Below are 26,454 nucleotides of genomic sequence, written 5' to 3'. Positions count from 1 at the left end.
GTCCGTTTGGAGACGCGTGTCTCCAACTGTCGACGACCTCCGAAACGAAATCCGACAGGCCGTGGGTCGGTACGAGCGCATGGAGTCGACCGCCTTTACCAAAGAAGCGCTCGCTGCGATCTGCGACGCCGTCGACTACGATATCGGGACGAACGGCCTCCCCTCGAAACCCCAGATGCGTGCGGGGATTCTCTGGAAAAACGGCATCCTCGAGGACGACGATCCGGAGCGTGCCGAGCGTCCACTGCGAAAGTCGGAACTCGAGGCGGTCGCGAGCGCGCTTCGAGACGAGTAACGGCGATCCATTCGAGCCGTCCACCGATTTCGACGAGTACACCGGTAGCGAGAAACGACCGAATCGCGGGCCATCGGGGCGTAGAGAGGCGCTACGGGAAGGTGCCCGCGAACTCGTGAAACTGCTGTCCGCTGCCCGTCCGTCGGGCGTCTGACTGAGTTTCAAGTGTGACGATGTGGGCTCATCTGTATGGTCACCCACCCGATCCGACGCGGCCGAACTCGACACTCCCCTCACCGAGAGCCCGCAGACCGGAGGCGAGCCGACCAATGATGGGGCTGCTTCGAACGATCCGGTTTCAGAAACAGCCGCCGACACTCGTGCCGCTTACCCTCGCCGTCGTCGTCGCCGTCCTCGGCGCGCTCGTCTACCTCGAGTTGGTCTCGATGCTGATCGCGTACGCCGGATAGCGCCGTCTACGCGAGACGGCGAAGCCGAACCGGGACGGAAAATCGACGACTCGATCAGGCTCGAGCGAGTTCCTCGAACGCCTCCGCGGCTGTTCGGGTTCCCTTCGAAATCAAGACGTCGCCGCCCCGGAGTTCTGCGTCGGCGTCAGTCACCAGCAGCCAGCCGTCTCCCGGCCGACGGATGGCGATCACCGACATCGTCGACTCGACCTCGGGGACCCCCGAGGTGACCGTCGTGCCGTCGAGGTCGCTGCCCGGTTCGACCTCGACGCGGGTGATGATCTCGTCGCTCTCCTGAACCGCCAGCTGAACCACCGGGTGGACGTCGATATCCCGGAGCACGCCCTCGCTGATGTCGATCGCCGCGTCGCTGATGACCTCCGTGCTAGTTCCCAGCCTGATGAGTCCCCGCAGTACGACCGGATCCTCCGCGTCGGCGGCCGCCCGGAGCGTCCAGGCCTCGAAGCGCGACTGCATGGCGTCGACCTCGACCTCCAAATTTCGGACCTCCTCGGCCAGCTCCGCGCTGTCGAACAGCACGCTGCTGTAGGCCAGATCGACCGCCAGCTCCGAGAGGTTCTTCATGTGGATGATCGTGTCCACGGCCCGCTCGAGATCTGGAATGCCCGGATCGTCGACGGTCGGCGTCTCGTAAACGTCGCCGGTCAACACCTCGCAGACGTCGCCGATGGCCGTATCGGGACCGCGAAGGAGCGCGACGTCGCCGCTCGAGACGGTCGTCGTCGGCCCGGGATTCAACAGCCAGTCCTCACCGCGTCGGAGCGCGATCACGCGCACGCCGGTCTCGGACTCGAGGTCGATATCCTCCAGCGTGCGATCGGCGTACTCGGAGTCGGAATCGACGACGCCCCGAACGAGCACCTCGGCGGCTTCGGGCAGGGCGGCGCGCATGGCTTCCGGAAGCCCCATCTCCTCGAGAACGATCTTCGCGATGTCGCCCGCCGCATCGCTGATCGCATCGGCGGCGGCGACGATGCCCAGCACGGGCGCGAGCTCCTCCGCGTCGGCCGGCTTGCGGACGGCCATCATGAGACTCATCCGCGCGCGGAGCTCGAGGACGTTCATCCGCTCTTCGAGCCGAAGTACTTCCTGTGCGAGATCCACGTTGCGGTGGAGGACCGCCGAGTACGAGAGGTCGATGAGCAACTCCGCGGTGTCTTTCATCTCGATGAGCACGTCCTTGACGCTGACCGGTTCGTACTCCACCGATACCGACGACGCTTCGCCCTCGAGCGGGTCCATAGGTCGAACTCGGTCGCCCGTCGAAAAAAGCGTTTCCCGCGAGGACCGGGCCAACGAGCCGTTGGTTAGCCCCGCTGATCCCGGTGATCGCCCGACGCTGGCTTCCGACACGGTTTTGCCCGGGCGCAAAGAACGCACGAGCAATGCTCGACCGGACCTATCTACGCGACAACCCCGAGGCGGTGCGCGACGGCCTCGAGGCTCGAGGTGCCGACATCGATCTCGACGAACTCCTCGAGATCGACGAACGCTGGCGGGAACTGAAAGCTCGCGGCGACGAACTCCGTCACGAGCGCAACCAGGTCACCCAGCAGATCGGCGAACTGGTCGCCGAGGGCAAACAGGAGGAAAAGGACGAGGCGATCGCCCAGTCGAAGGAGCTCAAAGCCGATATCGAAGAGGTAGAGAGCGAGGCCACCGAACTGCAGGACGAACTCGAGGAGCGCCTGCTCGAGGTGCCACAGCTCCCTCACGAGAGCGTTCCGAAGGGCGTCGATGAACGCCACAACGTCGAGGACCGGCGCTGGGGGTTCGACGACCTCCGCGTCGACGCCGACGAGATCACGCCACACTACGACCTCGGCGAGGACCTGGACATCATCGACGAGGCCCGCGGGGCCAAGACCACCGGCTCGGGCTTTTATTTCCTCAAAGGCGACGGCGCGCGACTCGAGCACGCGCTGATTCAGTTCATGCTGGATCTCCACCGCGAGCAGGAGTACGTCGACGTCTTCCCGCCGGTTCCCGTCACGAGCGAGTCGATGCGAGGCACCGGCCAACTTCCCAAGTTCGCCGACGACGCGTACCGACTCGGCGGGAGCAACGAGGAGGAGTACGACGATGACGACCTCTGGCTCTGTCCCACTGCAGAGGTGCCGGTCACCAACATGTACGCCGACGAGATCCTGCTTAAGGACGACCTCCCGCTCAAACACCAGGCCTACACCCCGAACTTCCGTCGTGAAGCCGGCGAGCACGGCACCGAAACCCGCGGGATCGTCCGCGTCCACCAGTTCAACAAGGTCGAACTCGTCAACTTCGTCGAACCCGAGGAGAGCTACGACCGCCTCGAGGCCCTGCTCGACGAAGCCGAGGAAGTGCTCCGCCAGCTCGGCCTTCCCTACCGTATCCTCGAGCTCTGTACCGGCGATCTGACCTTCGCGAGCGCGAAGACCTACGATATCGAGGTCTGGGCGCCCGGCGACGACATGGACGACGGTCCCGAGGACGGCGGCCGCTGGCTCGAGGTCTCATCGGCCTCGAACTTCGAGGAGTTCCAGGCCCGACGCGCCGGCCTGCGCTACCGACCCGAACGCCACGAGTCGGCCGAGTACCTCCACACCCTGAACGCCTCGGGGCTCGCGATTCCGCGCGTGATGGTGGCGATCCTCGAGTACTATCAGAACGAGGACGGTACGGTCGAGATTCCCGAGGCTCTGCAGCCGTACATGGGCGGCCAAGAGGTCATCAAGGGCCACGAGAAGGTCGGCGAGTCGGCGTTGGGTGCGGGCGAACGAGAGTAACAGCCACGTCCCTCGTGCGTCGTTTCGGCCGTTCCTACCGGCGAAAAAAGCGATTTGATCCTGTGGCTGTTCGGGTTATACGCTGAACAGGCGCAATACCTCGGTCTTCAGGCCGTGGATACGCGCCGTCACTCAGTGATACGTTCCACCGACTCAGACAAGGCTGGAATATTCCACGTCAAACATATTCTTTAATATACTTTATTCCATAACTGGTTATGAAGACAGTACGATGTTGGAGACAACCCGCACCTACGTCGCACGCATCACGAACTACAGTCAAGTTCGTGACGACCTCGACCAGTGCGGGTTCGCAGCATCCAAACTGTGGAATGTTGGACGCTACTACATCCAAGGCCGGTGGGATGAGGACGGTGAGATACCCGACGAAGCCGAGATGAAATCTGAGTTGAAAGACCACGAGCGCTACAGTGACCTGCATTCTCAGTCAAGTCAGCGAGTTCTTGAAGAACTTGCTGAGGCGTTCACTGGCTGGTACAACTCCGACGATGGTAACAACCCACCGGGCTACCGGAAACGTGGCGACCGACACCCACGCTCCACCGTGACGTGGAAACAGAAGGGTATCAAACACGACGACAAACACGGTCAGCTTCGCCTTTCGAAAGGCTGGAATCTGAAAGACGGACGGTCGGACTTCATCCTTGCCGAATACGAAACTCGGCCCGATGTAGAAGTCGAGAACATCCAGCAAGTGCGTGCCGTCTGGAACGGAGACGAGTGGGAACTTCACCTCGTCTGCAAGAAACAGATTGCAGTCGAAGACGCCCCCGGCAACAACACGGCGGGCATCGACCTCGGAATTAGTAACTACCTCGCAATCGACTACGAGGACGGGTCTTCAGAGTTGTATCCGGGGAACACGCTGAAAGAAGACAAACACTACTTCACCCGCGACGAGTATCAGACTGAAGGCGAGAACGGCCCGTCGAAGCGTGCGTTGAAGGCCCGGCAGAAACTTTCCCGGCGCAAAGACCACTTTCTCCACACGCTCTCAAAACACATCGTCCAACGGTGTGTCGAAGAAGGCGTGGAGAAAATAGCGGTTGGCGACCTCAGCGAGATCCGCGAAGACGAGAACGCCGACTCGCGGAACTGGGGGCAATCTGGCAACAAGAAGTTGCACGGATGGGAGTTCGACCGGTTCACGAACCTGCTCGAATACAAAGCCGAGGAACACGGCATCCTCGTCGATCGCGTTGACGAAGCGAACACGAGTAAGACGTGTTCGTGTTGTGGGCAGATTCGGGACAGCAACCGTGTGGAGCGCGGGCTGTACGTCTGTGAGTCGTGCGGAACGACGATGAACGCAGACGTGAATGGTGCAGTGAATATTCGCAGAAAGATAACCCAGAGTCCCCCGACGGGGGATATGAGTAACGGCTGGTTGGCACAGCCCAGAGTGTTCCTGTTCGACCGCGAGAGCGGACGGTTCACACCGAGAGAGCAGGGAGACTGCAAACCCTAATATCCCAACGCTTGGGATTCACCCGTCTTCAGGCGGGTGAGGATGTCAATTTCCGAGTTCTTCGACCGTGATCGTGTAGGATCCGCTCCCACTGTACCGATCGACCAGGATGCCGAACTCCTCGTCGCCGTCGAGGTCGACTTCGATCTCCTCGTCGGCGCCCCAGTCGGCCGACGCCTCGTCGTAGTCGCTGGTCGATGGCTGGCGCCCATCGAGGGTCAGGTACAGATCGAACGTCGCGTCCGAGGGCCCCTCCAGCGTCACGGTAGCGCTACACGGGTTCTCCGTCTCGAGTTCGTAGCTGTAGCTGTCGCTCGGGTTGCCCCACCAGCCGTCGCTGAGTGATCCCTCGGCGCTGACAGTGTTTTCTTCGTCGCCGCACTCGCCCGGGTCGGGATCTGGATCAGGATCAGGATCCGGATCTGTTCCCGGCTCCGTCGTTACTGCGTTGCCCGCATCCACGCGGCCGTATCCCTGTTCATCGCCCGAGAGACCGATGTCGACGGCCGTTTCGTGGAGGTGACTTCGAAGTTCCTCGTTCGAGAGCGACGGCCACGCCGAGAGTGCGAGGCCCGCAACGCCCGCGGCGACGGGTGACGCCATCGACGTCCCCGAATACGAGTCGTAATCGTCCCAGTTGACCGTCGACAGAACGTCGCCCCCGGGAGCGGCCAGTTCGATCTCCGGCCCGACGTTCGAGAACGACGACAGGGTTTCGCCTTCGTCCAGCGACGACACGGCCACGACCGCGTCGTAGGCGGCCGGGTACGAGACGCTCCCACCGGAGTCGTTGCCAGCCGCAGCGACGAGCAGCGATCCCTCGTTCTGGGCGTAGGCACACGCGTCGTCCATCAGTTCCGTGTATCCGCCGCCTCCCAGCGACATGTTGATGACGTCGGCACCCTGGTCGGCAGACCACTGGATCGCGTCGGCGATATCCGTCAGGGACCCGCCGCCGCCGTCGCCCAGTGCTCGAGCCGACAGCATCGAACAGTTCGAGATGCCGGCGTGTCCCTCGCCGTTGTCGGTACCGCCGGCTGCGATACCGCCCACGTGCGTCCCGTGGTCCTCGCCGGCGCTAACGGGGTAGGGATCGTCGTTCCCATCGACGAAGTCGTAGCCGTAGTTCGAGACGCTGTCGTCCATGTTCTCCGCGAGGTTCTCGTGATCGTACTGGATCCCCTGGTCGACGATCGAGATCGTCACGTCCGAGTCACCCAGCGTCTCCTCCCAGGCTTCGGGACAGTTGACCTGCTGTGGCGCGTACTGGCTGTCGTACAGCGGGTCGTCGACGACGCTCGCGTCGACGTCTTCCGTTCCTGCAGCGTCGTCGTCGCTCTCGAGAGCCTCCATCTCGAGCGTCTCGAAGGTGACGTTGTCTTCGGCGTACTCGATGCCCTCGCCCTCGAGAACGTTCTTTTTGAAGTTCGTTTTCGCCGTTTCCGCGGCACTGTCGGGGAACTCGACGGCCACGTAACCGAGCGTTTCGTTGGTGTGGACGATCTCCGCAGAGTTCGGTATCTGGGGGTCGACAGCTTGCTTCGGACTCGAAACCGACGGCCCGACACCGACGACGATCTCGTTCTTTTTCGGCCCCGGTTCGCGTCCCGGCGTAGCCGATGCGACGCCACTGATGCCGAACAGGGCACCGAGTGCTCCGGCTGCTTGTAACACTGACCGTCTGTCGAGCTTGTGTGTGTTTTCTTCTGTCATACTCCGGCAGATACCATTACCTTCCGTACTTAAAAACTTTCCAAACTAATCGAATTTTAATAAAATACTAAGATATCAATTTCGATATGTTGTCATAGTCACTCATGCATGCGAATCTCAGTGCAGCTACTAGGAGGTAATCAATAAGATTGCAGAGTAAATTTTAGAGGAGTTTCTAGAAACTATTCGTCGGGCGACGAACGGTCTTCAAGTACGTCGTCAGTGTCTCGCCACGATGGTTCGATTCCACCGTTCTGGCTCGCGTCGGGACTGATTCCCGCGTCTTCAGGCGCGAGAGGGATCAATCCGTACGACCCAACCCGTTCGAGGACCGTGCGGTGTATTGCTGTCCGGTTGTCCGACGAGACGCGAACGCCCCCATCTGTGGCGGGCGAAACGACTCGAGGACAAGCAGCCAGCGGCGCGTGGGAACAGTGAAACGGGAAAAAGAACGGAATCGAGGAAACGGAACCGTGGTGGCTTAGATGTAGTCGATGCTCGGCGGCAGCTCGAGCTTCATGCCCTTGCGCTCGCGAATCTCCATAATCTTCTCGCGCTGGAGGGAGTCGGACATGACCTCGAAGCCGGCGTTCTCGGTGTTCCAGGCGGCGCGACCCTCGGTCGCGGAGCGGATGTCGCTTGCGAAGCCGATCATCTCGTCGACGGGCGCGATACCCTCGACGACCATGAGGTCACCCTCCTGGTACATGTCGTCGACGCGGCCGCGACGACCCTGAATCTCGCCGGAGGCGGCACCCATGTGGTCGTTTGGCACGTCGATCCGAGCGTCCTGCATCGGCTCGAGCAGCTTGATCTTCCCGTCGATCAGCGCCTTGTGGAGCGCGTTTCGGGTTGCCGGGATGACCTGTGCTGGGCCGCGGTGGATGGTGTCCTCGTGGAGTCGGGCGTCGTGCAATCGGATGAGCGTCCCCTGGACCGGCTCGTTCGCGAGCGGGCCGTTGTCGAGGGCGTCCTCGAATCCTTCGATCACGAGTTCCATCGTCTCGTTCAGGTGCTGAATCCCCTTGGTATCGTCGACGAGGATATTCGTCCCGTGGATGTGTTCGACTTCCTGGGAGTCGTCTTTGTCCATGCCGGCCTCCTGCAGGGCCTCACGACGTTCCTGCTCTGGCATGTCCATCGAGGCCTCGCCCATCTTGATCACGTCGACCAGTTCGTCCGGCATCGGCTCGATCGAGACGTAGAAGCGGTTGTGACGGTTTGGCGAGATACCCTCGATCTCGTCGCTCGGCTGCTGGGGCTGCTCGCGGTAGACGACGATCGGCTCACCGGTGTTGACCGGAATGCCCTGGTTCTTCTCGATACGCTGAGTGATAACCTCGAGGTGAAGCTCACCCTGCCCGGAGATCAGGTGCTCGCCGGTGTCCTCGTTGATCGTAATCTGGATCGTCGGGTCCTCCTTGGAGACCTGGCGCAGCGTCTCGATGAGCTTCGGCAGGTCGTCCATAGTCTGGGCCTCGACGCTCTTCGTAATGACCGGCTCCGAGATGTGCTCGATCGACTCGAACGGCGTCATCTCGATAGAGGAGACGGTCGAACCGGCGATGGCGTCTCGGAGACCGGTGACGGCGGCGATGTTCCCTGCTGGAACGTGGTCCACTTCCTCACGTTCGCCACCCATGTAGATCCCGACGGACTGAACGCGGTTTTTGCCCGCAGTCCCGGAGACGTACAGCTCCTGACCCTTCTCGAGGCTACCCGAGAAAACGCGACCGGAGGCGACTTCGCCTGCGTGTGGGTCCATTGCGATGTCGGTAACCATGAAAACGACCTCGCCATCCTCATCGACGAGGCGCATCGTGTCCGCGAGGTCGGACTCGTCGTCACCGCGCCAGATGCGCGGGATGCGCATCGGCTGGGCGTCGACGGGGTTCGGGAAGTGCTCACAGACCATGTCGAGCACGACGTCCGACAGCGGCGTCCGCTCGTGGAGTTCCTGACGGTTGTCGTTGCGCTCGAGTTCCATGATCTCGCCGAAGTCCATCCCGGTGCGCTGCATCGACGGCATCGAAACACCCCATTTGTAGAGGGCGGATCCGAAGCCGACGGTCCCCTCTTCGACGGAGACGGTCCAGTCCTCGATGTCGTCCATATCCTGGGTCATGCCACGGATGAGTTCGTTGACGTCGTGGATGACCGAGACGAGACGCTGTTGCATCTCTTCAGGACCTTCCTGTAGCTCCGAGATGAGACGGTCGACCTTATTGATGAACAGGGTCGGCTTGACGCCCTCGCGGAGCGCCTGTCGTAGCACCGTCTCCGTCTGGGGCATGGCCCCTTCGACGGCGTCGACGACGACGAGCGCACCGTCGACGGCGCGCATCGCACGGGTGACGTCGCCACCGAAGTCGACGTGGCCCGGCGTGTCGATGAGGTTGATGAGGTGGTTGGTATCCTCGTACTCGTGGGTCATCGAAACGTTCGCCGCGTCGATGGTGATCCCGCGTTCCTGCTCGTCTTCCTCCGTGTCCATCGCGAGCTGTTCGCCGGCAGTCTCGTCAGAGATCATGCCCGCACCCGCGAGGAGGTTGTCAGAAAGGGTCGTTTTTCCGTGGTCGACGTGAGCGGCGATGGCGATGTTCCGGATGTTCTCCGGTTCGTCCATCAGCCGTTCACACTCTTGGACGATCTTCTTGCGTCGGCCCATATACACCCTGTTACCGGTAGCGGGGTCAAAAGGGTAGTGTTTCGTCGCCGTCGGAATCCGTCGAATTTCCCGGTTTTCGCGCCGAAATTTCCAGTTTAGGTGAGTGAATACCACACAACCAACGCGGCGGATCCAGCGCCGAACTCGCCGTCGAAGCGGACGCTGAGTGAGAGCGCGATGTCGACGAAAGCGGTCGGCTGTCACGTCCGGCGCGACAACCGGTTACGAACTCGATAGAACGAGAATCCAACAGCCGAATCCTGCTCGGCAACCGTCGGTTGTCGCGAACCGCGGCGACCTTCGTCCATCGAAATCGGGCGCAAGAGACATAGGCCGCCGGAACTTGGTACTGATACACATGGATCTCCGCGTGCAGGGTGCCGGTCCCACCTCTCCGTTCCTCGGTGCTCGAGATCTGTTCGAGACCGAACACGACCTCTCGTTACCGGTCCACGTCCAACTCCGAGACGACCCCGACGAACGGACCTGGGCTGGCCACCACGACGACCGCCACGTGCTGAACATCTCCAGGCAGGCCGCCTCGAGTGCCATGGCTCGCGAACTGGCCCTCCACGAGTTCGCCCACATGGCCAGACACGAACAGGAACATCCCTCACACACACAGTCGACGGAAGAAGTGCTCTACCTCGCGCTCGCCGGCAAGAGCGTCGAACGGCGCAAGCTGGCCCACTGCTACCAGATCGCCAACCACATGAAAGACATCTACGCCGATGACATCACACTCGCCGTCGGTCCCGGCGAGAAACTGCTCTCCTTCCTCGAGTCGAGTCTCGCGATGGCGATCGCCGACCGCCCCGAAACACCGTCCCGTCCGGGATTCGAGCGCCTCTCGGCGAGTTCCGATCCGGATATCACGGCGGTCAACGCTGCGTTCGCGCTCGCACTCGCCGAACGCCACGACCTCGTCGACGACGACCACCGGCTGTACGATCTCGCGTACGCGGCCGCGATGGACGCCCCGCACGTCGACTTCGAGGGATTCAAACGCCGCTTTCGCGAACTCGCTTGCGATCCCGACTCGAGTACGTATCGCCAGGTGCTTGTCGACGCGACCCGTGCGTACGTCGGTGCGGACGGACGTGAGAGGCCCGCGGCGGACTGACCGTTGCTGACTGCTATCGGACTGAGTCGACGCTCGTACGTTCGCCAAGAAGAGCGGGAGCTACCCGAACGCGACCTTTCGGTCACCGAGTTCGAATTCCTCCAGCGATAGTGACCGGCGACAACAAGGTGTCCCGTTCGCAAACCAGAAATCACAGATTTCTGGAGACGCTGTATCCCCTCCAGTTCGACGAACGAGTCGAGGTTTACGACGGCGGAGAAACCACCTTCGTTGCGGCCGCTCGACCCGTCGAGCAGGTCAACGCTGGGACGTCCATCCTCGAGGCCGCCGCTGACGGCACCGAAGCAATCTCGGACGACGACAGCGTGGATACCGATGACAACAAAACTGACGACACCGTAAACGGCGAGTGACACCCACCGAACCGGGTCGTGAGAACCCGGTGTGAATCGAGTCGAAACAGCAGCCGTCTCTTCGCTGAACGGACGTCGCGAGATCGCGTACAGAGATAAGTCTAGAACGCCGATTCTAGCGCGTTAGCCATAAGACCCAAGTATACGGCTTCGCTTCAACCCGAACATTTAATGTTTGATCCGACAAATAGCCTAACATATATTGATGTTTTCGCGCAAGGACTGGGGGAGCGGGTCGGACGGCGAGCAGTTTACCAAAACGCTATCCCGACTGAAACGTGAGGGCGCAAGCGTTCTGGTCGTCGGCTCCGTTCGAGCTGATCAACGGCGGAACGTCTGTCGACGACTGCTGGGACAGGCAACCGTCCAGCCACGTCGTCGCGTGCTGGTTTCGACCACCGGCGATTTGCACGACGTCTCACACCTGGTCGACGCGGACATCAACACCTCCGATACGCTCAAGCTCGTTAGCTACGCCACACAGGCCCGCAGCACCGCCGCAAGCGACACTAGTTCGGACACGATCGAAGCCGACGCACCATCGCTCGAGGCGTCACCGACGACGACCACTGCCCTTGCCGATCTCGGTATCGCTATCTCAAGCGCCATCGAAGAACTCGAGTCCGAAGCGAACGGTTTCGCCCCCGCAGAACTCCGCGTCGGCATCAACTCGCTGGTACCACTCCTCGAGGAGTACGGTGTCGAACGCGTCTTCAAATTCGTTCATCTGACGAACGGTCGGACTCGAGACGCCGATGGCATGATCCACTACCACCTCCCGATGGACCGTAATTCGGACGTCGTCTCCGTCTTGGAACCGTTGTTCGACATCGTTGTCGAGTTGCGGGAACAGAGCGGCGACTTTCAGGAACGATGGTCGATCAACGACGGCGATCAGAGTTCCGGCTGGATCTCGATCGATCAGTCGTAGGGCTATGCTTGCTCGAGAATTATATCTATTGCCTTGCCCGACGACTAGTTGTTAACAGCTACCTCGTTCATCCCTTGTCCCCATGAAACCGAAATTTGAGCCGACAAAAAATGGCTTTGAAATTATTGATCCAATCGAAAGACACCGGCATCGGGTCGTTACGCACAAGCCAATTTCACTTAAAGAAGTAGGATCGACTCAGCTACAGTATCCGGTAGATAAAGCGGTTGAGTTTACGGCTGAAATGATTTCACTTCCAGCAAATGCAACCATCTATATTCGCAATCGGGACGGCTCTATGGTTGCAGAAGCTAGTCCAAGTCAACCAATATCCTTGCCAAAGGGAAAATACACTCTTGACATATCGGTCCCGCTTAAAATATACATCAAATTCGATGGGGAGGTCAGTATTTATGCGGATAACGATCAGACACACGTAATTTTTGGGGATACAATACCTCTCACAATTGGTGCTCGATCATATCATACGCGTCCAGCAGACACAATTAAAACCACAAAAGATCCGCTAGATATAATGCGGGCAGTATCCGCTTTCGGATCGGCACTAAAAACAACAACTGCTGAACGATCCTATCCAACACTACGGGGTCATCCGCCAGCTATCAAACTCTGCGATGAGTTAGAAATACCAAATTCGTTTGAGAAGCCAGAAACAGGCATCCGAATAGAGATTCCTGCAGACTTCCATCACATATTCACCATTACGCCTCTCGCTTATTATTTAGGTGCAGACATAGCCCCTAATGAGGACGCCAAAATAACAACCGTGGATGGATACTCATATGACATGGGGAATGAATTTCATTTTGACACGAGAGTGAGACGGCTACTAAAGAAAATATTCTTCCTAGATTGTGTGGTCCGAACAGAAGGACTCACACCATTACCACTTCATCAACGGGGGTTGTCTGAATCAGATATCGGTTTTGATATTGGGAAAATGTATCACCAGCCACTTGCAAGCCAGATCAAATCATACCTCGATATTCCGTTTCATAAGGTTAGTCCCTATCTTCCAGAATGGCGGCTCACAACACAGCTCAGACCGAATGAAGAGAGTATAGAGTTCCTCCCTTTTATTGCAAATAGATTATCGCCAGTTAGCATACACGACACTGTTGAGAAAACATCATCAAAGGCACAAACAAGCGCTATCAAAGAGTTTTCACGAGGCAGTATGAGTATAGTTCGTGGAAAAGTAGAGAAGAGCAATCAGAATGATGGTATCCCAACAGATGAGTCAATAGTGCAACAATCGTGGGAGAGCGAGGATTCATCTACAATAGTAAGCACAACACCCTTGTCTGCATTTTATAACAACATTGGCAGATCTCCAAAAGAAGACCCTATCGAGATAGATGTTATTTGCAATGACCCGAATATGCAAGAAGAACTAGAGACAGTGAATGAAGTGTATAATTCACAAGAAGACTTCCCATTTGACGTTACATTATACCACAACATTAGAACAGGAAAGCTTCAAGAGGTTCTAACTAGCGAAAGTGACTTTCTCCATTATATTGGACATATTGATAGCGATGGCTTTCAATGCTTGGATGGGAAATTAGACGCGTCAAAAATAACCAAAGTAGGAGTGAAAGCGTTCTTACTCAATGCATGCCAGTCATATAACCAAGGACTACATTTGGTAGAAGCTGGAAGCATTGGTGGCATAGTCACTCTAAACGAGATAGTCAATAAAGGCGCAATTAGTGTAGGTAGTACCATTGCTGGTTTATTGAACCAGGGCTTCCCACTTTACGCTGCATTAGACATCGCAAGAGGTGAAAGTGTCGTTGGGGAACAATATCGGGTAGTTGGAGATGGAGTAACAACAATTGCACAGTCAAAAAATGGCGTACCAAGTGTTTGCATGCTATCACAGAAAAATGATGATTTTATTATCGAAGTTCACATATATGAATCATCATCTGTGAGAAAAGGGAGTTTATTTACACCATATGTGGAACCAGCAGACGAGTATTATTTAACACCAGGAAAGACCGGGAAAATAGTGGTTACGAAAAGTCAAATTGAGGAGTTCTTTGATCTAGAGGATATTCCCGTGATAATAGACGGATCTGTTCAATGGAGCAGAGGCATCAATATTGACGATTTATAGTCTCTAAGGGCCGGTGTAAACTCCGCCAGCTGCGACGGTACCTGCCTGAGACAGAATTAGTGAGATTGTGAACAGGACGCCGATCATTCGTGGGTGATTCTTTAGGTATTGGGTTAGGTCTTCCATGGTACATCTTAGATGATGGGTCAGCCAGATATAAATTTATCTTAATAAATCATATAAATAAATGGTAGTGTTATCGCATAGACCAACTGTGTGAAAAGGTAACGCCCATCTGATCTACTATATAGGGAATCGATAACCGGCGCAAAAGGAGGACTCAAGAACTGTTTTACTCATCAAGTAACTTCCGAAGGACATAATTGAACTCATCATTTGAAAATTCGTCTCGAATCGTAGCTGCCCACTTGCGATAATCGTAAAGATTAGAGACAACAGATTGGTACCGGTCGACGACATCAAGACCAGACTGCAGTTCGCTTTCGAGCAATGCACGCTCGGTTGATAACCTGAAGAACTCGTCCATCGCCGCCTCATATTCCTTCTGCAGAAGCAATCGTTCAACCGTCAACTGCAACTCCTCGTCTGAAACAGGATCAATGAGAAGTTCGTCGGCGCCGCGGTCAACTGGGTCAGCCGAGGGTACGTCACTAGCGAGTACAAGAATCTGGGTCTTTGGAGAAATCTGTCGAAACGCATCAAGGACGCCGCGGGCATCTGGTGTCTGCAGACCCCAGTCCAGAACGAGCAGATCGTAGCGTTCATCGATTTGCTCAAGAATCGAATGGTTGAAGTCAGCTCTGCTGACTTCAGCAGCGACTCGAGTCCGCTCTGCGTCCATATCAGTGAGAAGAAGGGTGTGGTGAACTATGAACAACTGAGATGTAGATTTCAGCAACACAGCTTCTACTAATACTGCTTGAGCAGATACTATTAAATATGGTCCGGAAAGAATCGAGTATTGGTTAGTTTGTTAGCAATGTCCCTGCCAAGACATATTGAAGGGCCATAACGTATATTCCATAGATAGCCATTCATTTTGATAAGGGAAGTTGTGGTTATGAGCAACGTCTTACCCAACCTTCGCTGCCGATGAAACCCAAATTCGAATCGACACAAGACGGTCTAGAGATCATTGATCCAATCGAGAGGCACCGGGACCGTCTTATTACACACGAACCAGTTACACCACAGTCTGTTGATGAAAATCAAGTTCCCTACCCAATTGGCACAGCAGTAGAGATCACAACGGACCGGATTTCATTGCCAGAGGTCAATTCCGTCTATGTCCGTGGGAAGGATAAATCAATAACAACTGAGGTCCAGCCAGACGAGCGGGTGATTTTGTCGCAAAATAAACATGCACTCGATATATCATCTTCTATTAAAGTATACCTTATTCTGGATAGTAATGTCGAAATATACTCTGACAGAGATAGAACTCATATTAAGCTAGATAAACACAGGCGAATAGTTATTGGGGCACGATCATATCACACACGCCCAGCAAGAACAATTGAAACCACAGCTGCCCCATCTGATCTAATGAAAGCGGTATCAGCGTTTGGGTCTGCTTTAAAAACAACGACAGCGGAACGTTCTTTTCCGACAGCACGTGGACACCCTCCGGCAATTGAAATAAATGACAAACTAAGCATCCCGAAAGAGATTAAACAACCAAAGACGGATATCAAACTCGCGGTACCTCCAACACTCAAGCATGTATTCACTATTACACCACTAGCATACTACCTCGGTGCTAAAATCATTCCTAAAGCGAAGCCTCAGTTGATCACTGGTAGTGGTTTCTCCTATTCACTCGATTTAAGAGAAGAATTTGAGACAACAGTTGAACGGGTATTGAAGCATGTGTTTTTTTTGGATTGTATTGTACGGACCGAGGGGATAACACCACTCCCCCTTCACGAGCGAGAAATGATTGAATCGAATCTCCGATTCGATCCTTCAGTATTATACGAACAATCGCTTTCCAAGCAACTTGAGACATATCTTGAAAGTTCATTTTCTCTCACTGAACCATTTCTCCCTGAGTGGCGACTCAAGGTACAACTGGAGAAGACTCCAGAGCACATTCCGTTTCTGCCCTTCATTGCTAATAATCTCGCTATCGTTGAGGTTCGGGAGAAAACTAGTCAGTTACCGAATCCAACAATCAAGCAGTTTTGGTCCTCCAGAGAAGGATCAAAATTCGAAAGTCCCACCCCGATATCAGCGTACACCAACAGTATTACTCAAACACCAACAGAGGAATCGATCAGGATTGAAGTTATATGTAATGACTCCAGCATGAATAGCGAGCTCACAAGTGTTTACAGCACCTACAGCGACCGTGATGATTTCCCAATTGATGTGACAATACATCACAGACTTACCAAAGCAGAACTTGGGAAGGTTTTGGTACAGGAGAGTGATTTCATTCACTATATTGGGCATATTGACAGCAATGGTGTTCGCTGTTCAGATGGACGACTTGACGTGGCAACTCTCAATTCAGTAAATGCAAAATCGTTTTTCCTCAATGCGTGTCAGTCAAATAACCAAGGAATTCAGTTAATAGAATCGGGAAGTGTTGGTGGGGTTGTTACATCAAGCGATGTCCAAAACAGCGATGCTGTTCACGCAGGAAGCGTGATTGCTCGATTGCTGAATCAGGGGTTCCCACTATATGGGGCTATCGACATCCTACGAAAAGTAACCGATATTGGACATCAATACCATGTTGTTGGAGATGGATTGTCAGTAATAGCACAAACAAACAATGGGGCCCCCAATATGTGTTCGATTAGCAAACCACGCGGAAATCTAACTTTAGAGTTGTATGAATACTTATCTATCCCCAACATGGATATAGGAGGGATTTTTTATCCTTATATCCAGTCAATAGATACACACCATCTGGTTCCAAAAAAGTTCGGGCCACTTTCAGTGACGAAACCAGAGCTACTAGAATTTCTCGAACTAGAAAATATCCCCGTTCTGCTAAATGATGAATTGCGGTGGAGCGACGAAATTTCAGTGAATGAGCTATGATTGAGCAGTGTAAATACATTAAACACTATCTGTTCCACTCCTCAAGCAAAACAATCAAAAACGAGCGAGACGCTTAACGTGCAGCTGCTGCGACGCGCTCTTTCTCTTCTTTCTGGCTAACCGCGTACGTCTGGACGTCGTAGTTCGACGCACCGATCAGCTGCCGTGCGATAGCCTCCGAAACAGGCGTCGGCGTCTTGAACGACTCGTTGTAGACACCTTCGGCGAGGAACTTTAGAGACTGGTCGACACGACGCTGAGGCGCGACGTCAACGGCCTTGGGGACCGAAATGCCACCGTACTTCAGGCGGACGGTCTCCTCGCGCGGCGCCGCGTTCTCGACTGCCGTCACGAGCACCTGGATCGGGTTCTCCTCGGTGCGCTCGTGGATGAGTTCGAACGCGTCACGGACGTGGTTGAGCGACTGCTGTTTCTTGCCCGTGTTCTCCTCGGTTTGCATGAGGCGGTTGATGAACCGCTCGACGATCGAGATCTGGGACTTCTTGAACTGCTTGCCGGCGTGACGGCCGGCGGTGTGTGCGACCGGCGTCACCGTAATGTAGCGTTCGGTGGACGGATCGTTGTACGCGATTTCGTCGATCTCCCACGTGCCGAACAGCTTCGCGCCGACGTCTGCGCCACCTGCAGGGGCGTCCGGGTCGGGTTGGTCTTCTGCCGCCATGATTATCGCACCGGTTTCTCTGCGTTTCCGCGAACCAGTTCCTTCAGGGCGACGCCGTTGACCTTGTCGACCTTGTAGTTGACACCGGAAAGGTCACCCATCGCACGACCCTTCGCCCCACCGATACCGGCGATGGTGACTTCGTCGTGTTCGTCGATGAACGAGATGGCACCGTCACCGGGACAGAACGCGGTGACCTGCTTGCCGTTTTTGATCAGCTGGACTCGGACACACTTTCGAATTGCCGAGTTGGGCTGTTTTGCTTCGATGCCGACCTTTTCGAGTACGATACCTCGAGCCTGTGGAGCGCCCTCGAGCGGGTCGGACTTCTCGCGAAGTCCACGGGCGCGGCGCGCGTAGTCAGAGTCGGACCACCGCTGGTTCTGGCGGTCCTTCTTGAGCTTGCGCGCGGCGTACTTGCCGTTTGCCATGGGAAGCGATATCCGTTGAAGGCACTTAAGCGACCCGTTTCGAAGGCGCCGTTACGGCTCGAGAACGCTCGAGGTACCCCGCTCGTCGAATCTGAGCGCGTTTCGTTGAGTCGAGTTACGGACGGAGAATGGCGTAGCGTGCCTCGGCGGGCGTGAGGTCGCCGAACGGAAAATCGGAGCGAACGTTAGATCAGTTGTACGTCGTCGATCCCGAAGTGCCGATCGGCGAGTTCCCGCGCAGCCTCGATCGTTTGGCCACCGGTGCCGATGGCGACGCCGCGGTCGTCGTTTGCGACCTCGACGTAGGCGACGGTATCCTCGTTCTCGCTGATCGTGACGTTGTATACCGCCGCCGGGGCGAGCGTGTTCGCGACGAACGCCTCGGGATCGTCGGCGTCTTCGACGAGTCGTACCGGCTTCCCGACGCGCTCTTCGTACTTCCTAACGGTTCGGCCGCCGGGACCGATCGCCTCGCTCATTCGGCCGCTCGAGACGACGACGACGAGTCGGTCGTCAGCGGACTCGGTATCGATCGCGTCGGTGACCAGGCAGTCCTGTCCGCTCACACCCGTGACCTCTTCGAATGCGGCGAGGTACTGACGGGCGTCGTCGTCGAGGGTAACACCCATCGATCAGTCGGCTTGGCTGCCGCCGGAGTCGGTCGATCCCATCCGGAGGTCGACGTCGCCGGTCCCGAGCTTGATCGGTTTGCCGACGATGACGTTCTCCGTGACACCGTCGAGATCGTCGATCTCGCCGTGGATCGCGGCGTTGAGCAGGTGGTTGACCGTCACCTCGAACGCCGCGCGGGCGAGGACGGACTGCTTCGAGCCCGAGATGCCGTGGCGACCGATCGACTCGATCTCGCCGCGGTTCGTCATCATGTCCGAGACCAGCATCAGGTGGCGGACGTTCACGTCGTCCAACCCCTGCTCGGCAAGCGTGTTGTGCGTCTCCTCGATGATCGTTTCGCGTGCAGCCTCGATGCCGAGGTTACGGTGGATCTCGTGAAGGTTGTTACACGTCGTTCGCGAGGCGTCGACGCCGTCGATCTCGAGCGCGTCACCGAAGGCAGATCCCTCGGTGTAGAGGACGAACTGCTCGCCCTCGTCGAGTTCCTCGCGGCGGATGACGACTCGAGAGACCTCCTCGATTCCCTTGAACGTGATATCGCGGAGTTCCTCGACCAGTTGGAGCAGGTCGCGGTAGGACGGTTCCTCAGGACCGAACTGGATTTCGGTGCCCTGTTGAACCGTGCTCACGCCGAGGTTGTCCTCGATGATCTCGGCGACTTCCTCGGCCGTGATCATCCGCTCTTCTAGGGTATCCTTGTTGAGCGAGATCTGGACGCGCATGTCCGCGACGTTCGTCGAGACGTCACCGAGTGCGAGAATCTTCGTCGCCTCGAGGTTCCAGACGACCTCGTGGGCTTTCTCGCGTTCGGTGGCGTACTCGTCCTCGAGGTAGACCGTCATCATCGGCGTGTCGGGGGTCTTCCGGGCGTCGACGAGTTCGATGAGTCGGGGCAACCCCTGGGTCACGTCGATCTCTGCGACACCGGCGTAGTGGAACGTGTTCATCGTCAGCTGCGTTCCGGGTTCGCCGATCGATTGTGCGCTGACGGTGCCGACGGGGTCGAGCGGATCGACGCGCGTGTCCATGTAACGGGCCTCGACCGCCTTCGAGAGTTCGTCGGCGTCCTCGACGGTCGCGTCACCGCGGTCTTCGAGGGTCTCGTAGACCTCGTCTTTGAGTCGTCGCGGAAGGTTGGTGTCCTCGACGACGGCGATCGTATCGTCGTCGACCTCGTAGTGGACTTCAGTCATCGGAGGTCACCTCCGTTCCCTCGGCGAGGCGCTCGTCGGCGTGTTCGGAAAGGTTCGTCACCTCTCGTTTCGTGCCGAAGAACTCCTCTCGGTCGGCTTCGGACTCGAATTCCGAGTCGAGTACGCGGTCCGCAATCGCCTCGACGTCAACGTCGTTTTCGTCGCCCGAGGACACCTTGACCGGCGAGGTGCCGTCCTCACCGAACTCGAACTGGACGATGGTGTCCGAGGTGTCCCGGACGGTGCCGTCGTACTGGCTCTCGAGTTCCGAAAGCGCGTTGATCAGTCGGCGCTGGAGGTAACCGGACTTCGAGGTCCGGACTGCCGTGTCGACCAGCCCTTCGCGACCACCCATCGCGTGGAAGAAGAACTCCCGCGGGGTCAGCCCGCTCGTGTAGGAGTTCTCGACGAAACCGTGGGCCTCCGCCGAGAGGTCGTTGGGCTCGTAGTGGCTGAGGGTGCGGTCCTCGTAGCCGCGATTGATTCGCTCCCCTCGAACTGCCTGCTGGCCGACGGCGCCGGCCATCTGCGTGAGGTTCAGCATCGAACCACGCGCACCGGAGTTGGCCATGACCACGGCCGGGTTGTCGTCCTGGAAGTGCTCGTCCGCGATGGTCCCCGCGTTGTCACGCGCACGCGAGAGCGTTTGCATGATCTTCATCTCGAGCGTCTCGTCGATCGTTCGACCCGGGAGACTCTCGAGTTCGCCGTTCTCGTAGGCTTCGATGAGTTCCTCGACGCGGTCGTTGGCGTCGGTGATGGTCTCGTCGATGCGGTCCTGAGCTTCGCCGGGAATCGTCTCGTCGTCGATCCCGATCGAGAACCCGAAGTGCATGATCGCACGCATCGCAAGCGTCGAGACCTCGTTGATGAAGATCCGCGAGCGTGTGTTGCCGTAGACCTTCGTGATGGTGTCGACGATCTCGCCGCCGAACTCGCCAACCTCGTCCTCGGCGATGGTTCCCTCGAGGAGTTGGCCGTCCTCGACGACAACCTGGTCGCCGACGGTGCCGGTGAACTCGAGGTTGAGGTCGTCCGGCAGGAGTTCGGAAAAGACGTCGTGGCCGGTCCAGAACGGCTCGTCCTCGTCGTCGATCCCGCTGGGTTCGGGCAGTTCGTCGATCCGGGTCGCCCGAAGCAGGTCGAGCGCCTGGGTCTCGTTGAACCGCGGGTTGTCGTGGGTGAGCAGGTAGGTGCCCGAGATGTGGTCCTGAATGGCCCCGATGATGTTCTCACCGAAGCGCGGGGAGAGGATCTGCTCCTGGACGCGCATGAGGACGCGGGCCTCGGCACGGGCCTCCTCGTTCTGGAGGGCGTGCATGTTCATCTCGTCGCCGTCGAAGTCGGCGTTGTACGGCGGACAGACGACGGTGTTGAGTCGGAACGTCTTGTACGGCATGACCACGACCTCGTGGGCCATGATCGACATCCGGTGGAGCGACGGCTGGCGGTTGAAAATAACGATGTCGCCGTCGATGAGATGTCGGTTGACCTCCCAACCGGCCTCGACCTTCTCCGCGAGCTGTTCGCAGTTCTTCTCGGTCACCTTCAGCCGGCGGCCGTCCGGTCGTCGGACGTAGTTCGCACCGGGGTGGCCTTCCGGTCCGTTGGACACGAACCGTCGGGCGTCCTCGAGGTTTCGCTCGGTGACGTTCATCGTCTGGGTCATCTCCTTTGCGACCCGGTCCGGAACGCCGACCTCGTTGAGCGAGAGCGTCGGGTCCGGCGAGATGACGGTCCGGGCGGAGAAGTTCACACGCTTCCCGGATAGGGAGCCACGGAAACGCCCTTCCTTGCCCTTCAGCCGCTGAGAGAGGGTCTTGAGCGGCCGTCCCGAACGGTGTCGGGCCGGCGGTGTCCCCGAGATCTCGTTGTCCATGAAGGTGGTGACGTGGTACTGGAGCAGTTCCCAGAGGTCCTCGATGATCAGCTGCGGTGCTCCTGCCTCTCGGTTCTCCATGAACCGCTGATTGATCCGGATGATGTCGACCAGCTTGTGCGTGAGGTCGTCCTCGGAGCGTTGGCCGTTGTCGAGGGTGATCGACGGTCGTGCGGTGACCGGCGGTACTGGAAGGACGGTTAGGATCATCCACTCCGGCCGGGAGCGGTCGGAGTCGATCCCGAGCACTTCGATGTCCTCGTCCGGGATGTTCTCGAACCAGTCCCGGATGTCACTCGGCATCAGCTTGTTCGTGTCCTCCTCGGTGAGGTCGATATCTAAGGCCTTCTCGATGGCCTTGCGCTGGCTCTCGCGCGGGCGGAACGAACCCGAGAGGATCTCGTTGACTCGAGTGAGTTCAATCTCCGTCTCTCCGGCGAGTTCGTCCGGAGAGGTTCGCTCGATGCCTTCCTCCTCGTCGCCCTGCATCGCGGCCGCGATGCGCTGGGAGTACTCGCTGGTGAGGACCTGCTGGACCTCGTAGTAGGTGGTCGGCTTCTCGTGGTCGATGTCGTACTGAATCTCGCCACAGTGTGGACATCGATCTTTCTTTCGCGCCTGGCGGATCGCCGCCTTGGTCACGTCGTTGAGGTCCCGACCAAGCTTTCGGGATTCCGTGATGTCGGCGCGGAACTCGTCGCGCTCGTCCTCTGTCAGGAGGAGTCGCGAACACTCCCGGCAGGTCCCGCGCAGGAGTCGCCGAATGAGCTTCGTAAAGCCGACGTGGATGACGGGGGCGGCGAGTTCGATGTGGCCGAAGTGGCCGTTACACGAACCCGAGTGCTTCCCGCAGGTCTTGCACTCGAGGCCGGGGTCGATGACGCCCAGTCGGGGGTCCATCAGCCCCATGTCGATGGGGAAGCCGTCGTCGTCGTACGTGTCGGCGGTGATGATCTTCGTCGCGCTCATCTCCCGATACTCCTCGGGCTCCATGAGCCCGAAGTTGATCGATCCGATGTCTTTTGGTGTGCTGTGTTGCATGGTGGTTGCTTAGACGGCGTCTGCCAGTTCGAGTCGCGGCGCGATACCCAGCGCCTTCATCTCGTCCAGGAGGAGCTTGAACGCGTAGCTCATCTCGATCTCGTGGATATCGGTCTCCTCGTCGCAGTTCGGGCAGTAGACACGCCGTTGTTCGACGTTTTCGACCGCACTCATTCCACACTGGCCGCAGATGTGGATGAACTCGCGGTCGGACTCGTCGAGCAGTCGTTCTTTCAGCGTCATCGCCGCCCCGTGGCCGATGAACACGTCCCGTTCCATCTCCCCGATACGGAGCCCACCTTCGCGAGCCCGTCCCTCGGTCGGCTGGCGGGTGAGAACCTGCACCGGTCCGCGCGAACGGGCGTGCAGCTTGTTCGAGACCATGTGGTAGAGCTTCTGATAAAAGATGATCCCCACGAAGATCTCGGCCTCGATCTTCTCCCCGGTGACGCCGGAGTACATCGTCTCCTTGCCCGCGGAGTTGAAGCCGGCGTCCTCGAGGCCGCCGCGAAGTTCGTCCTCGTCCTCGCCGAGGAACGGCGTCCCGTCGACGCGGCGTCCCTCCATCGCGCCGAGTTTGCCGCCGATCATCTCGAGGATGTGGCCGACGGTCATCCGGGAGGGCAGCGCGTGCGGGTTGAGGACGAGGTCGGGAACGACCCCCTCCTCGGTGAACGGCATGTCCTCCTGGGGTGCGAGGTGGCCGACGACCCCCTTCTGGCCGTGCCGGCTGGCGAACTTGTCCCCGAGTTCGGGGATTCGCTCGTCGCGCACGGAGACCTTCGAGAGCTTCGAGCCGTCCTCACCCTCCATGAGCGTGACGGTGTCGACGACACCGGACTCGCCCGAACGCATGGTGACGGACGTTTCGCGGCGTTTCTGGGGCGAGAGACCGCCCATGTCGTCGGGCTCCTCTAAGAAGCGCGGCGGGCTCGTCTTCCCGAGCAGGACGCTGTTCTCGTCGACCGTCGTCTCCGGATTGACGAGGCCGTCCTCGTCGAGGTGTGCGTACGCTTCCTCGCCGCGTGCGCCGCGGACGTCCTGAGACGGGATCTCGAAACGATCTTCCTGACCGCCGGGGTAGCGGCGTTCCTCGCCCTCGTAGGTCCGGAAGAAGTGCGAGCGCGCGAGCGCGCGCTCGACGCTGGCCTTGTTCATGACCAGCGCGTCCTCGATGTTGAACCCCTCGTAGCTCATCACGGCGACGACGAAGTTCTGTGCGGCCGGCCGATCGTCGAAGCCGATCTGCTCGGTCGTCTGGGTCTTGACCATCGACAGCTGCGGGTAGTGCAGCAGGTGCTGGCGCGTGTCCGGGCGAATCCGGTAGTTCGCGCTCGGCAGTCCGAGCGACTGCTTGACCATCCCCGCCCCCATCGTAATACGCGGAGAGGCGTTGTGCTCGGGATAGGGAATCATCCCCGCACCGATCCCGAAGATCAGCGACGGATCGATCTCGAGATGGGTATGTTTTTCGCTCAGATCGTCCTCGTCGACGGCGACGAGGATGTCCTCTTCCTCCTCGGCGTCGATGAACTCGATGTAGCCGTGCTCGACGAGATCCTCGAACTCGAGGTCGCCGTCCTGCAGCGCCTCGATCTCCTGATCGGAGATGCGGGGTTCGCCGCCTTCGACGACCAGGAGCGGGCGTCGCGCCCGGCCGGCGTCGGCGTTGACGATTACTTCGCGGGTGCGCTCTTTGACCGAGACGTTGACCATCTCGCTGACGTCGCCGATACGACGCGCTTCGCGGATCTGTGCGGCTAACTCGTGCGGATCGGGGTGTGTCCCCACCAGCGACCCGTTGACGTAGACTTTCGCTTCTCGCTCTTGGCTGCTCATTGTTGATTAGTCGTCCGCAGTCGATCGTTCGATGCCCTCGAGGCCCGGAATCCCCTCGACACCCATCGATGCAAGTTCACGTTTGAGTCCCTGTTCGTCCTCGACGTTCTGGGAGAGCTCCATCGCCTGCGCGAAGTTCTTCACCAGCCCACAGTTCGGTCCCTCCGGCGTCTCGGAGGGACAGATTCGACCCCACTGGGTCGCGTGTAAGTCCCGCGCCTCGAAATGAGGCTGCGAGCGGCTGAGGGGCGAGCGGAGTCTGCGCAGGTGAGAGAGAACGCCCATGAAGTCCGTTCGGTCCACCAGTTGGGAGACCCCGGAACGGCCGCCGACCCAGTTCCCCGTGGCGATCGGGTGCTCGAGGCGCTCGGTGAGCACGTCGGAGCGCACGACCGTCGACACGGAGAGGTTCCGATTCCGCATGTTGGCGCGCTCGAGCTGGTATTTGACGTCCCGGGCCAGTTTATTCAACGCGGTCCGGAACAGATCTTTCATCAGGTCGCCGCTGACCTTCAGGCGCTTATTCGCGTAGTGGTCCTTGTCGTCGGAGTCGCGTCGGCCCAATGCGAGTTCGAAACAGGCTTCGGCCATCCGACAGAGGTAGTGGGCCTTGTTGATCCGAACGTCCTCCTCCTCGACGCCCTCCTCGTGAAGGTGTGGCAGAAGGTAGCGGTCGATGACGTAGTTGGCCCGCTTGAGCTGGTAGTTCTTGCCCTGACCGGAGGCGACGCGTTTCCCGAGAGTCTCGATCGCCTCTTCCTCGGTCTGGACGTCCGCTTCCTCCAGATTTTCGAGCATGTACTTGACGACCTCGGGGTCGTTCGAGACTTTGTGGACGATCTCCTCGTCCGATTCGAGTCCCAGTGCGCGGACGAGCGTGACGAAGTTGATCGAACCCGACACCGAGGGGAAGGATACCTCGAGCAGGCCGTCACGGGTTCGTTCACAGAGCACGAGGGCGCGGTAACCACGGCGCTGGGAGAACGTCTTGGCGACCTGAATCTCGTCGCCGTACTTGGTATCGTACTCCGCGAGGATCTTGTTCGGCGCGAGGTCCTCGCTTGTCATCAGCACGCGCTCGGAGCCGTTGACGATGAAGTAGCCGCCGGGGTCGGCCGGATCCTCACCGATCTCGATCAGCTCCTGGTCGGAGAAGCCGGCGATGTTACACTTCTCGGAGCCGACCATGATCGGCATCCGACCAATCTTCGTCTCGGTCGAATCGACGACGCGCTCGTCGCCCTCCTCGCCCTTGACGATCGACATCTCCATGAAGACGGGTGCGGAGTAGGTGATGTTTCGGAGGCGGGCCTCCTGTGGGTACAGCAGTTCTTCGGAACCGTCGGCCTCCCGAACGCGGGGTGTGACGACGCGCACGTCGCCGAGTTCGACGTGGACCGGCTCCTCGCCTTCCTTGTCGCCGATGTCCGTATCGATCGTCGCCTTCTCGTCGACGACCTCCTGCATCCCTCGGCCGAGGAAGGCGTTGAACGAGCGGTAGTGGTGTTCGGCGAGTCGTTCCTTCGAGAAGTATTCGCGCGAAATGTCGCGTCGTTTGGATCTGTTCAGTTCTGTTGCCATTTATTCCACCACGAGTCGGTATACGACTGCCTGGTCGGTTGTCCGTGAGTCCCGAACGATTTTGATGACATCGCCGATCTCCGCCTCGTCGGGCAGGGCGGAATCGTTGCGTTTGATTTTCGGCAGGTCTGTACGATCGATGTTGTACTCGGTGAGGACCTCCTCGAGGACATCCTCCTCGAGAACGGTGTGCTCCGGTACGAGTTCGTGTTGGCTTACGTCTACCATGTG

General features: G+C 58.3%; 22 protein-coding genes. 9 read left to right on the top strand and 13 right to left on the bottom strand.

The window, feature by feature from the left end:
• Window positions 1-16: 16 nt before the first annotated feature.
• Both NATTI_RS0109755 and NATTI_RS26500 read left to right on the top strand, forming a co-directional pair.
• Window positions 17-295: a hypothetical protein gene (locus NATTI_RS0109755; RefSeq protein WP_027119111.1), complete on the top strand. Its 279-nt coding sequence runs from the start codon at window positions 17-19 to the stop codon at window positions 293-295.
• Window positions 296-567: 272 nt separating this feature from the next.
• Complete coding sequence (locus NATTI_RS26500) at window positions 568-705, top strand: hypothetical protein (protein WP_019991787.1); 138 nt, start codon at window positions 568-570, stop codon at window positions 703-705.
• Window positions 706-759: 54 nt separating this feature from the next.
• On the opposite strand, the gene NATTI_RS0109745 is transcribed toward NATTI_RS26500, so the two are convergent.
• On the bottom strand, window positions 760-1,968 hold the full coding sequence (locus NATTI_RS0109745) for a potassium channel family protein (RefSeq protein ID WP_006087705.1): 1,209 nt from the start codon (window positions 1,966-1,968) through the stop codon (window positions 760-762).
• A 143-nt stretch (window positions 1,969-2,111) separates the two neighbouring features.
• On the opposite strand from NATTI_RS0109745, the gene serS reads away from it, so the two are divergent.
• A complete protein-coding gene (gene serS, locus NATTI_RS0109740; RefSeq protein WP_006087704.1) occupies window positions 2,112-3,491 on the top strand; it encodes a serine--tRNA ligase in 1,380 nt (459 codons plus the stop codon).
• Window positions 3,492-3,723: 232 nt separating this feature from the next.
• Window positions 3,724-4,980, top strand: a complete 1,257-nt coding sequence (locus NATTI_RS0109735) for an RNA-guided endonuclease InsQ/TnpB family protein (RefSeq protein WP_006087703.1) — start codon at window positions 3,724-3,726, stop codon at window positions 4,978-4,980.
• Window positions 4,981-5,025: 45 nt separating this feature from the next.
• Here NATTI_RS0109735 and NATTI_RS0109730 read toward each other — a convergent pair whose 3' ends face one another.
• The gene (locus NATTI_RS0109730; RefSeq protein WP_027119110.1) at window positions 5,026-6,693 is read right to left on the bottom strand and encodes a S8 family serine peptidase; all 1,668 of its coding nucleotides are present in this window, start codon (window positions 6,691-6,693) and stop codon (window positions 5,026-5,028) included.
• Window positions 6,694-7,174: 481 nt separating this feature from the next.
• Window positions 7,175-9,361, bottom strand: a complete 2,187-nt coding sequence (locus tag NATTI_RS0109725; RefSeq protein WP_006087701.1) for an elongation factor EF-2 — start codon at window positions 9,359-9,361, stop codon at window positions 7,175-7,177.
• A gap of 358 nt (window positions 9,362-9,719) precedes the next feature.
• On the opposite strand from NATTI_RS0109725, the gene NATTI_RS0109715 reads away from it, so the two are divergent.
• From NATTI_RS0109715 to NATTI_RS25300, 4 genes are all read left to right on the top strand, one after another.
• The gene (locus tag NATTI_RS0109715) at window positions 9,720-10,484 is read left to right on the top strand and encodes a DUF5781 family protein (RefSeq protein ID WP_006087700.1); all 765 of its coding nucleotides are present in this window, start codon (window positions 9,720-9,722) and stop codon (window positions 10,482-10,484) included.
• A 128-nt stretch (window positions 10,485-10,612) separates the two neighbouring features.
• Window positions 10,613-10,858 (top strand): hypothetical protein, encoded by a 246-nt coding sequence (locus NATTI_RS0109705; protein WP_241434239.1) that lies wholly within the window; start codon window positions 10,613-10,615, stop codon window positions 10,856-10,858.
• A 205-nt stretch (window positions 10,859-11,063) separates the two neighbouring features.
• The gene (locus NATTI_RS0109700; RefSeq protein WP_006087698.1) at window positions 11,064-11,789 is read left to right on the top strand and encodes a DUF7504 family protein; all 726 of its coding nucleotides are present in this window, start codon (window positions 11,064-11,066) and stop codon (window positions 11,787-11,789) included.
• An 82-nt stretch (window positions 11,790-11,871) separates the two neighbouring features.
• On the top strand, window positions 11,872-13,932 hold the full coding sequence (locus NATTI_RS25300; RefSeq protein WP_006087697.1) for a hypothetical protein: 2,061 nt from the start codon (window positions 11,872-11,874) through the stop codon (window positions 13,930-13,932).
• Window positions 13,933-13,935: 3 nt separating this feature from the next.
• Here NATTI_RS25300 and NATTI_RS27620 read toward each other — a convergent pair whose 3' ends face one another.
• Entirely contained in the window at window positions 13,936-14,058 is a 123-nt protein-coding gene (locus NATTI_RS27620) for a DUF7503 family protein (protein WP_449289285.1), read from the bottom strand.
• Between the two features lie 166 nt (window positions 14,059-14,224).
• Entirely contained in the window at window positions 14,225-14,734 is a 510-nt protein-coding gene (locus NATTI_RS0109695) for a HalX domain-containing protein (RefSeq protein WP_241434238.1), read from the bottom strand.
• Between the two features lie 251 nt (window positions 14,735-14,985).
• On the opposite strand from NATTI_RS0109695, the gene NATTI_RS25295 reads away from it, so the two are divergent.
• Window positions 14,986-16,944, top strand: coding sequence for a hypothetical protein (locus tag NATTI_RS25295; RefSeq protein ID WP_081603628.1), 1,959 nt, complete (start codon window positions 14,986-14,988; stop codon window positions 16,942-16,944).
• Window positions 16,945-17,017: 73 nt separating this feature from the next.
• Here the strand turns inward: NATTI_RS25295 and NATTI_RS0109685 are convergent, their stop codons facing one another.
• From NATTI_RS0109685 to NATTI_RS0109650, 8 genes are all read right to left on the bottom strand, one after another.
• Entirely contained in the window at window positions 17,018-17,626 is a 609-nt protein-coding gene (locus NATTI_RS0109685; RefSeq protein WP_006087695.1) for a 30S ribosomal protein S7, read from the bottom strand.
• A gap of 2 nt (window positions 17,627-17,628) precedes the next feature.
• A complete protein-coding gene (locus NATTI_RS0109680) occupies window positions 17,629-18,057 on the bottom strand; it encodes a 30S ribosomal protein S12 (RefSeq protein WP_004267302.1) in 429 nt (142 codons plus the stop codon).
• Window positions 18,058-18,242: 185 nt separating this feature from the next.
• On the bottom strand, window positions 18,243-18,686 hold the full coding sequence (locus NATTI_RS0109675; protein ID WP_006087694.1) for a NusA-like transcription termination signal-binding factor: 444 nt from the start codon (window positions 18,684-18,686) through the stop codon (window positions 18,243-18,245).
• Window positions 18,687-18,689: 3 nt separating this feature from the next.
• Window positions 18,690-19,883 (bottom strand): DNA-directed RNA polymerase subunit A'', encoded by a 1,194-nt coding sequence (gene rpoA2, locus NATTI_RS0109670; RefSeq protein ID WP_006087693.1) that lies wholly within the window; start codon window positions 19,881-19,883, stop codon window positions 18,690-18,692.
• Window positions 19,876-22,803 carry a DNA-directed RNA polymerase subunit A' gene (locus tag NATTI_RS0109665; RefSeq protein ID WP_006087692.1) on the bottom strand — a complete coding sequence of 976 codons (2,928 nt, stop codon included), beginning with the start codon at window positions 22,801-22,803 and terminating at the stop codon, window positions 19,876-19,878. Before NATTI_RS0109665 ends, rpoA2 begins: the two co-directional genes overlap by 8 nt.
• Window positions 22,804-22,812: 9 nt before the next feature.
• Window positions 22,813-24,642 (bottom strand): DNA-directed RNA polymerase subunit B, encoded by a 1,830-nt coding sequence (gene rpoB / locus NATTI_RS0109660; RefSeq protein ID WP_006087691.1) that lies wholly within the window; start codon window positions 24,640-24,642, stop codon window positions 22,813-22,815.
• Window positions 24,643-24,648: 6 nt separating this feature from the next.
• Complete coding sequence (locus NATTI_RS0109655; RefSeq protein ID WP_006087690.1) at window positions 24,649-26,223, bottom strand: DNA-directed RNA polymerase subunit B''; 1,575 nt, start codon at window positions 26,221-26,223, stop codon at window positions 24,649-24,651.
• Window positions 26,224-26,451 carry a DNA-directed RNA polymerase subunit H gene (locus NATTI_RS0109650; protein WP_006087689.1) on the bottom strand — a complete coding sequence of 76 codons (228 nt, stop codon included), beginning with the start codon at window positions 26,449-26,451 and terminating at the stop codon, window positions 26,224-26,226.
• Between the last annotated feature and the right edge of the window lie 3 nt (window positions 26,452-26,454).

Source organism: Natronorubrum tibetense GA33, assembly GCF_000383975.1.
Lineage (GTDB): Archaea > Halobacteriota > Halobacteria > Halobacteriales > Natrialbaceae > Natronorubrum > Natronorubrum tibetense.
Note: the sequence above shows the minus strand (reverse complement) of the source record. Positions and strands in the feature narration are given on the sequence as shown.

Bases quoted from the DNA above. Each gene is read 5' to 3' on its own strand.
- NATTI_RS0109685 (WP_006087695.1), bottom strand. From the start codon at position 17,626: ATGGCGGCAGAAGACCAACCCGACCCGGACGCCCCTGCAGGTGGCGCA.
- NATTI_RS0109745 (WP_006087705.1), bottom strand. From the start codon at position 1,968: ATGGACCCGCTCGAGGGCGAAGCGTCGTCGGTATCGGTGGAGTACGAA.
- NATTI_RS0109725 (WP_006087701.1), bottom strand. From the start codon at position 9,361: ATGGGCCGACGCAAGAAGATCGTCCAAGAGTGTGAACGGCTGATGGAC.
- NATTI_RS0109700 (WP_006087698.1), top strand. From the start codon at position 11,064: ATGTTTTCGCGCAAGGACTGGGGGAGCGGGTCGGACGGCGAGCAGTTT.
- rpoA2 (WP_006087693.1), bottom strand. From the start codon at position 19,883: ATGACTGAAGTCCACTACGAGGTCGACGACGATACGATCGCCGTCGTC.
- NATTI_RS0109665 (WP_006087692.1), bottom strand. From the start codon at position 22,803: ATGCAACACAGCACACCAAAAGACATCGGATCGATCAACTTCGGGCTC.
- NATTI_RS0109735 (WP_006087703.1), top strand. From the start codon at position 3,724: ATGTTGGAGACAACCCGCACCTACGTCGCACGCATCACGAACTACAGT.
- NATTI_RS27620 (WP_449289285.1), bottom strand. From the start codon at position 14,058: ATGGAAGACCTAACCCAATACCTAAAGAATCACCCACGAATGATCGGC.
- NATTI_RS0109715 (WP_006087700.1), top strand. From the start codon at position 9,720: ATGGATCTCCGCGTGCAGGGTGCCGGTCCCACCTCTCCGTTCCTCGGT.
- rpoB (WP_006087691.1), bottom strand. From the start codon at position 24,642: ATGAGCAGCCAAGAGCGAGAAGCGAAAGTCTACGTCAACGGGTCGCTG.
- NATTI_RS25300 (WP_006087697.1), top strand. From the start codon at position 11,872: ATGAAACCGAAATTTGAGCCGACAAAAAATGGCTTTGAAATTATTGAT.
- NATTI_RS0109730 (WP_027119110.1), bottom strand. From the start codon at position 6,693: ATGACAGAAGAAAACACACACAAGCTCGACAGACGGTCAGTGTTACAA.
- NATTI_RS25295 (WP_081603628.1), top strand. From the start codon at position 14,986: ATGAAACCCAAATTCGAATCGACACAAGACGGTCTAGAGATCATTGAT.
- NATTI_RS0109675 (WP_006087694.1), bottom strand. From the start codon at position 18,686: ATGGGTGTTACCCTCGACGACGACGCCCGTCAGTACCTCGCCGCATTC.
- NATTI_RS26500 (WP_019991787.1), top strand. From the start codon at position 568: ATGGGGCTGCTTCGAACGATCCGGTTTCAGAAACAGCCGCCGACACTC.
- NATTI_RS0109655 (WP_006087690.1), bottom strand. From the start codon at position 26,223: ATGGCAACAGAACTGAACAGATCCAAACGACGCGACATTTCGCGCGAA.
- NATTI_RS0109695 (WP_241434238.1), bottom strand. From the start codon at position 14,734: ATGGACGCAGAGCGGACTCGAGTCGCTGCTGAAGTCAGCAGAGCTGAC.
- NATTI_RS0109650 (WP_006087689.1), bottom strand. From the start codon at position 26,451: ATGGTAGACGTAAGCCAACACGAACTCGTACCGGAGCACACCGTTCTC.
- NATTI_RS0109680 (WP_004267302.1), bottom strand. From the start codon at position 18,057: ATGGCAAACGGCAAGTACGCCGCGCGCAAGCTCAAGAAGGACCGCCAG.
- serS (WP_006087704.1), top strand. From the start codon at position 2,112: ATGCTCGACCGGACCTATCTACGCGACAACCCCGAGGCGGTGCGCGAC.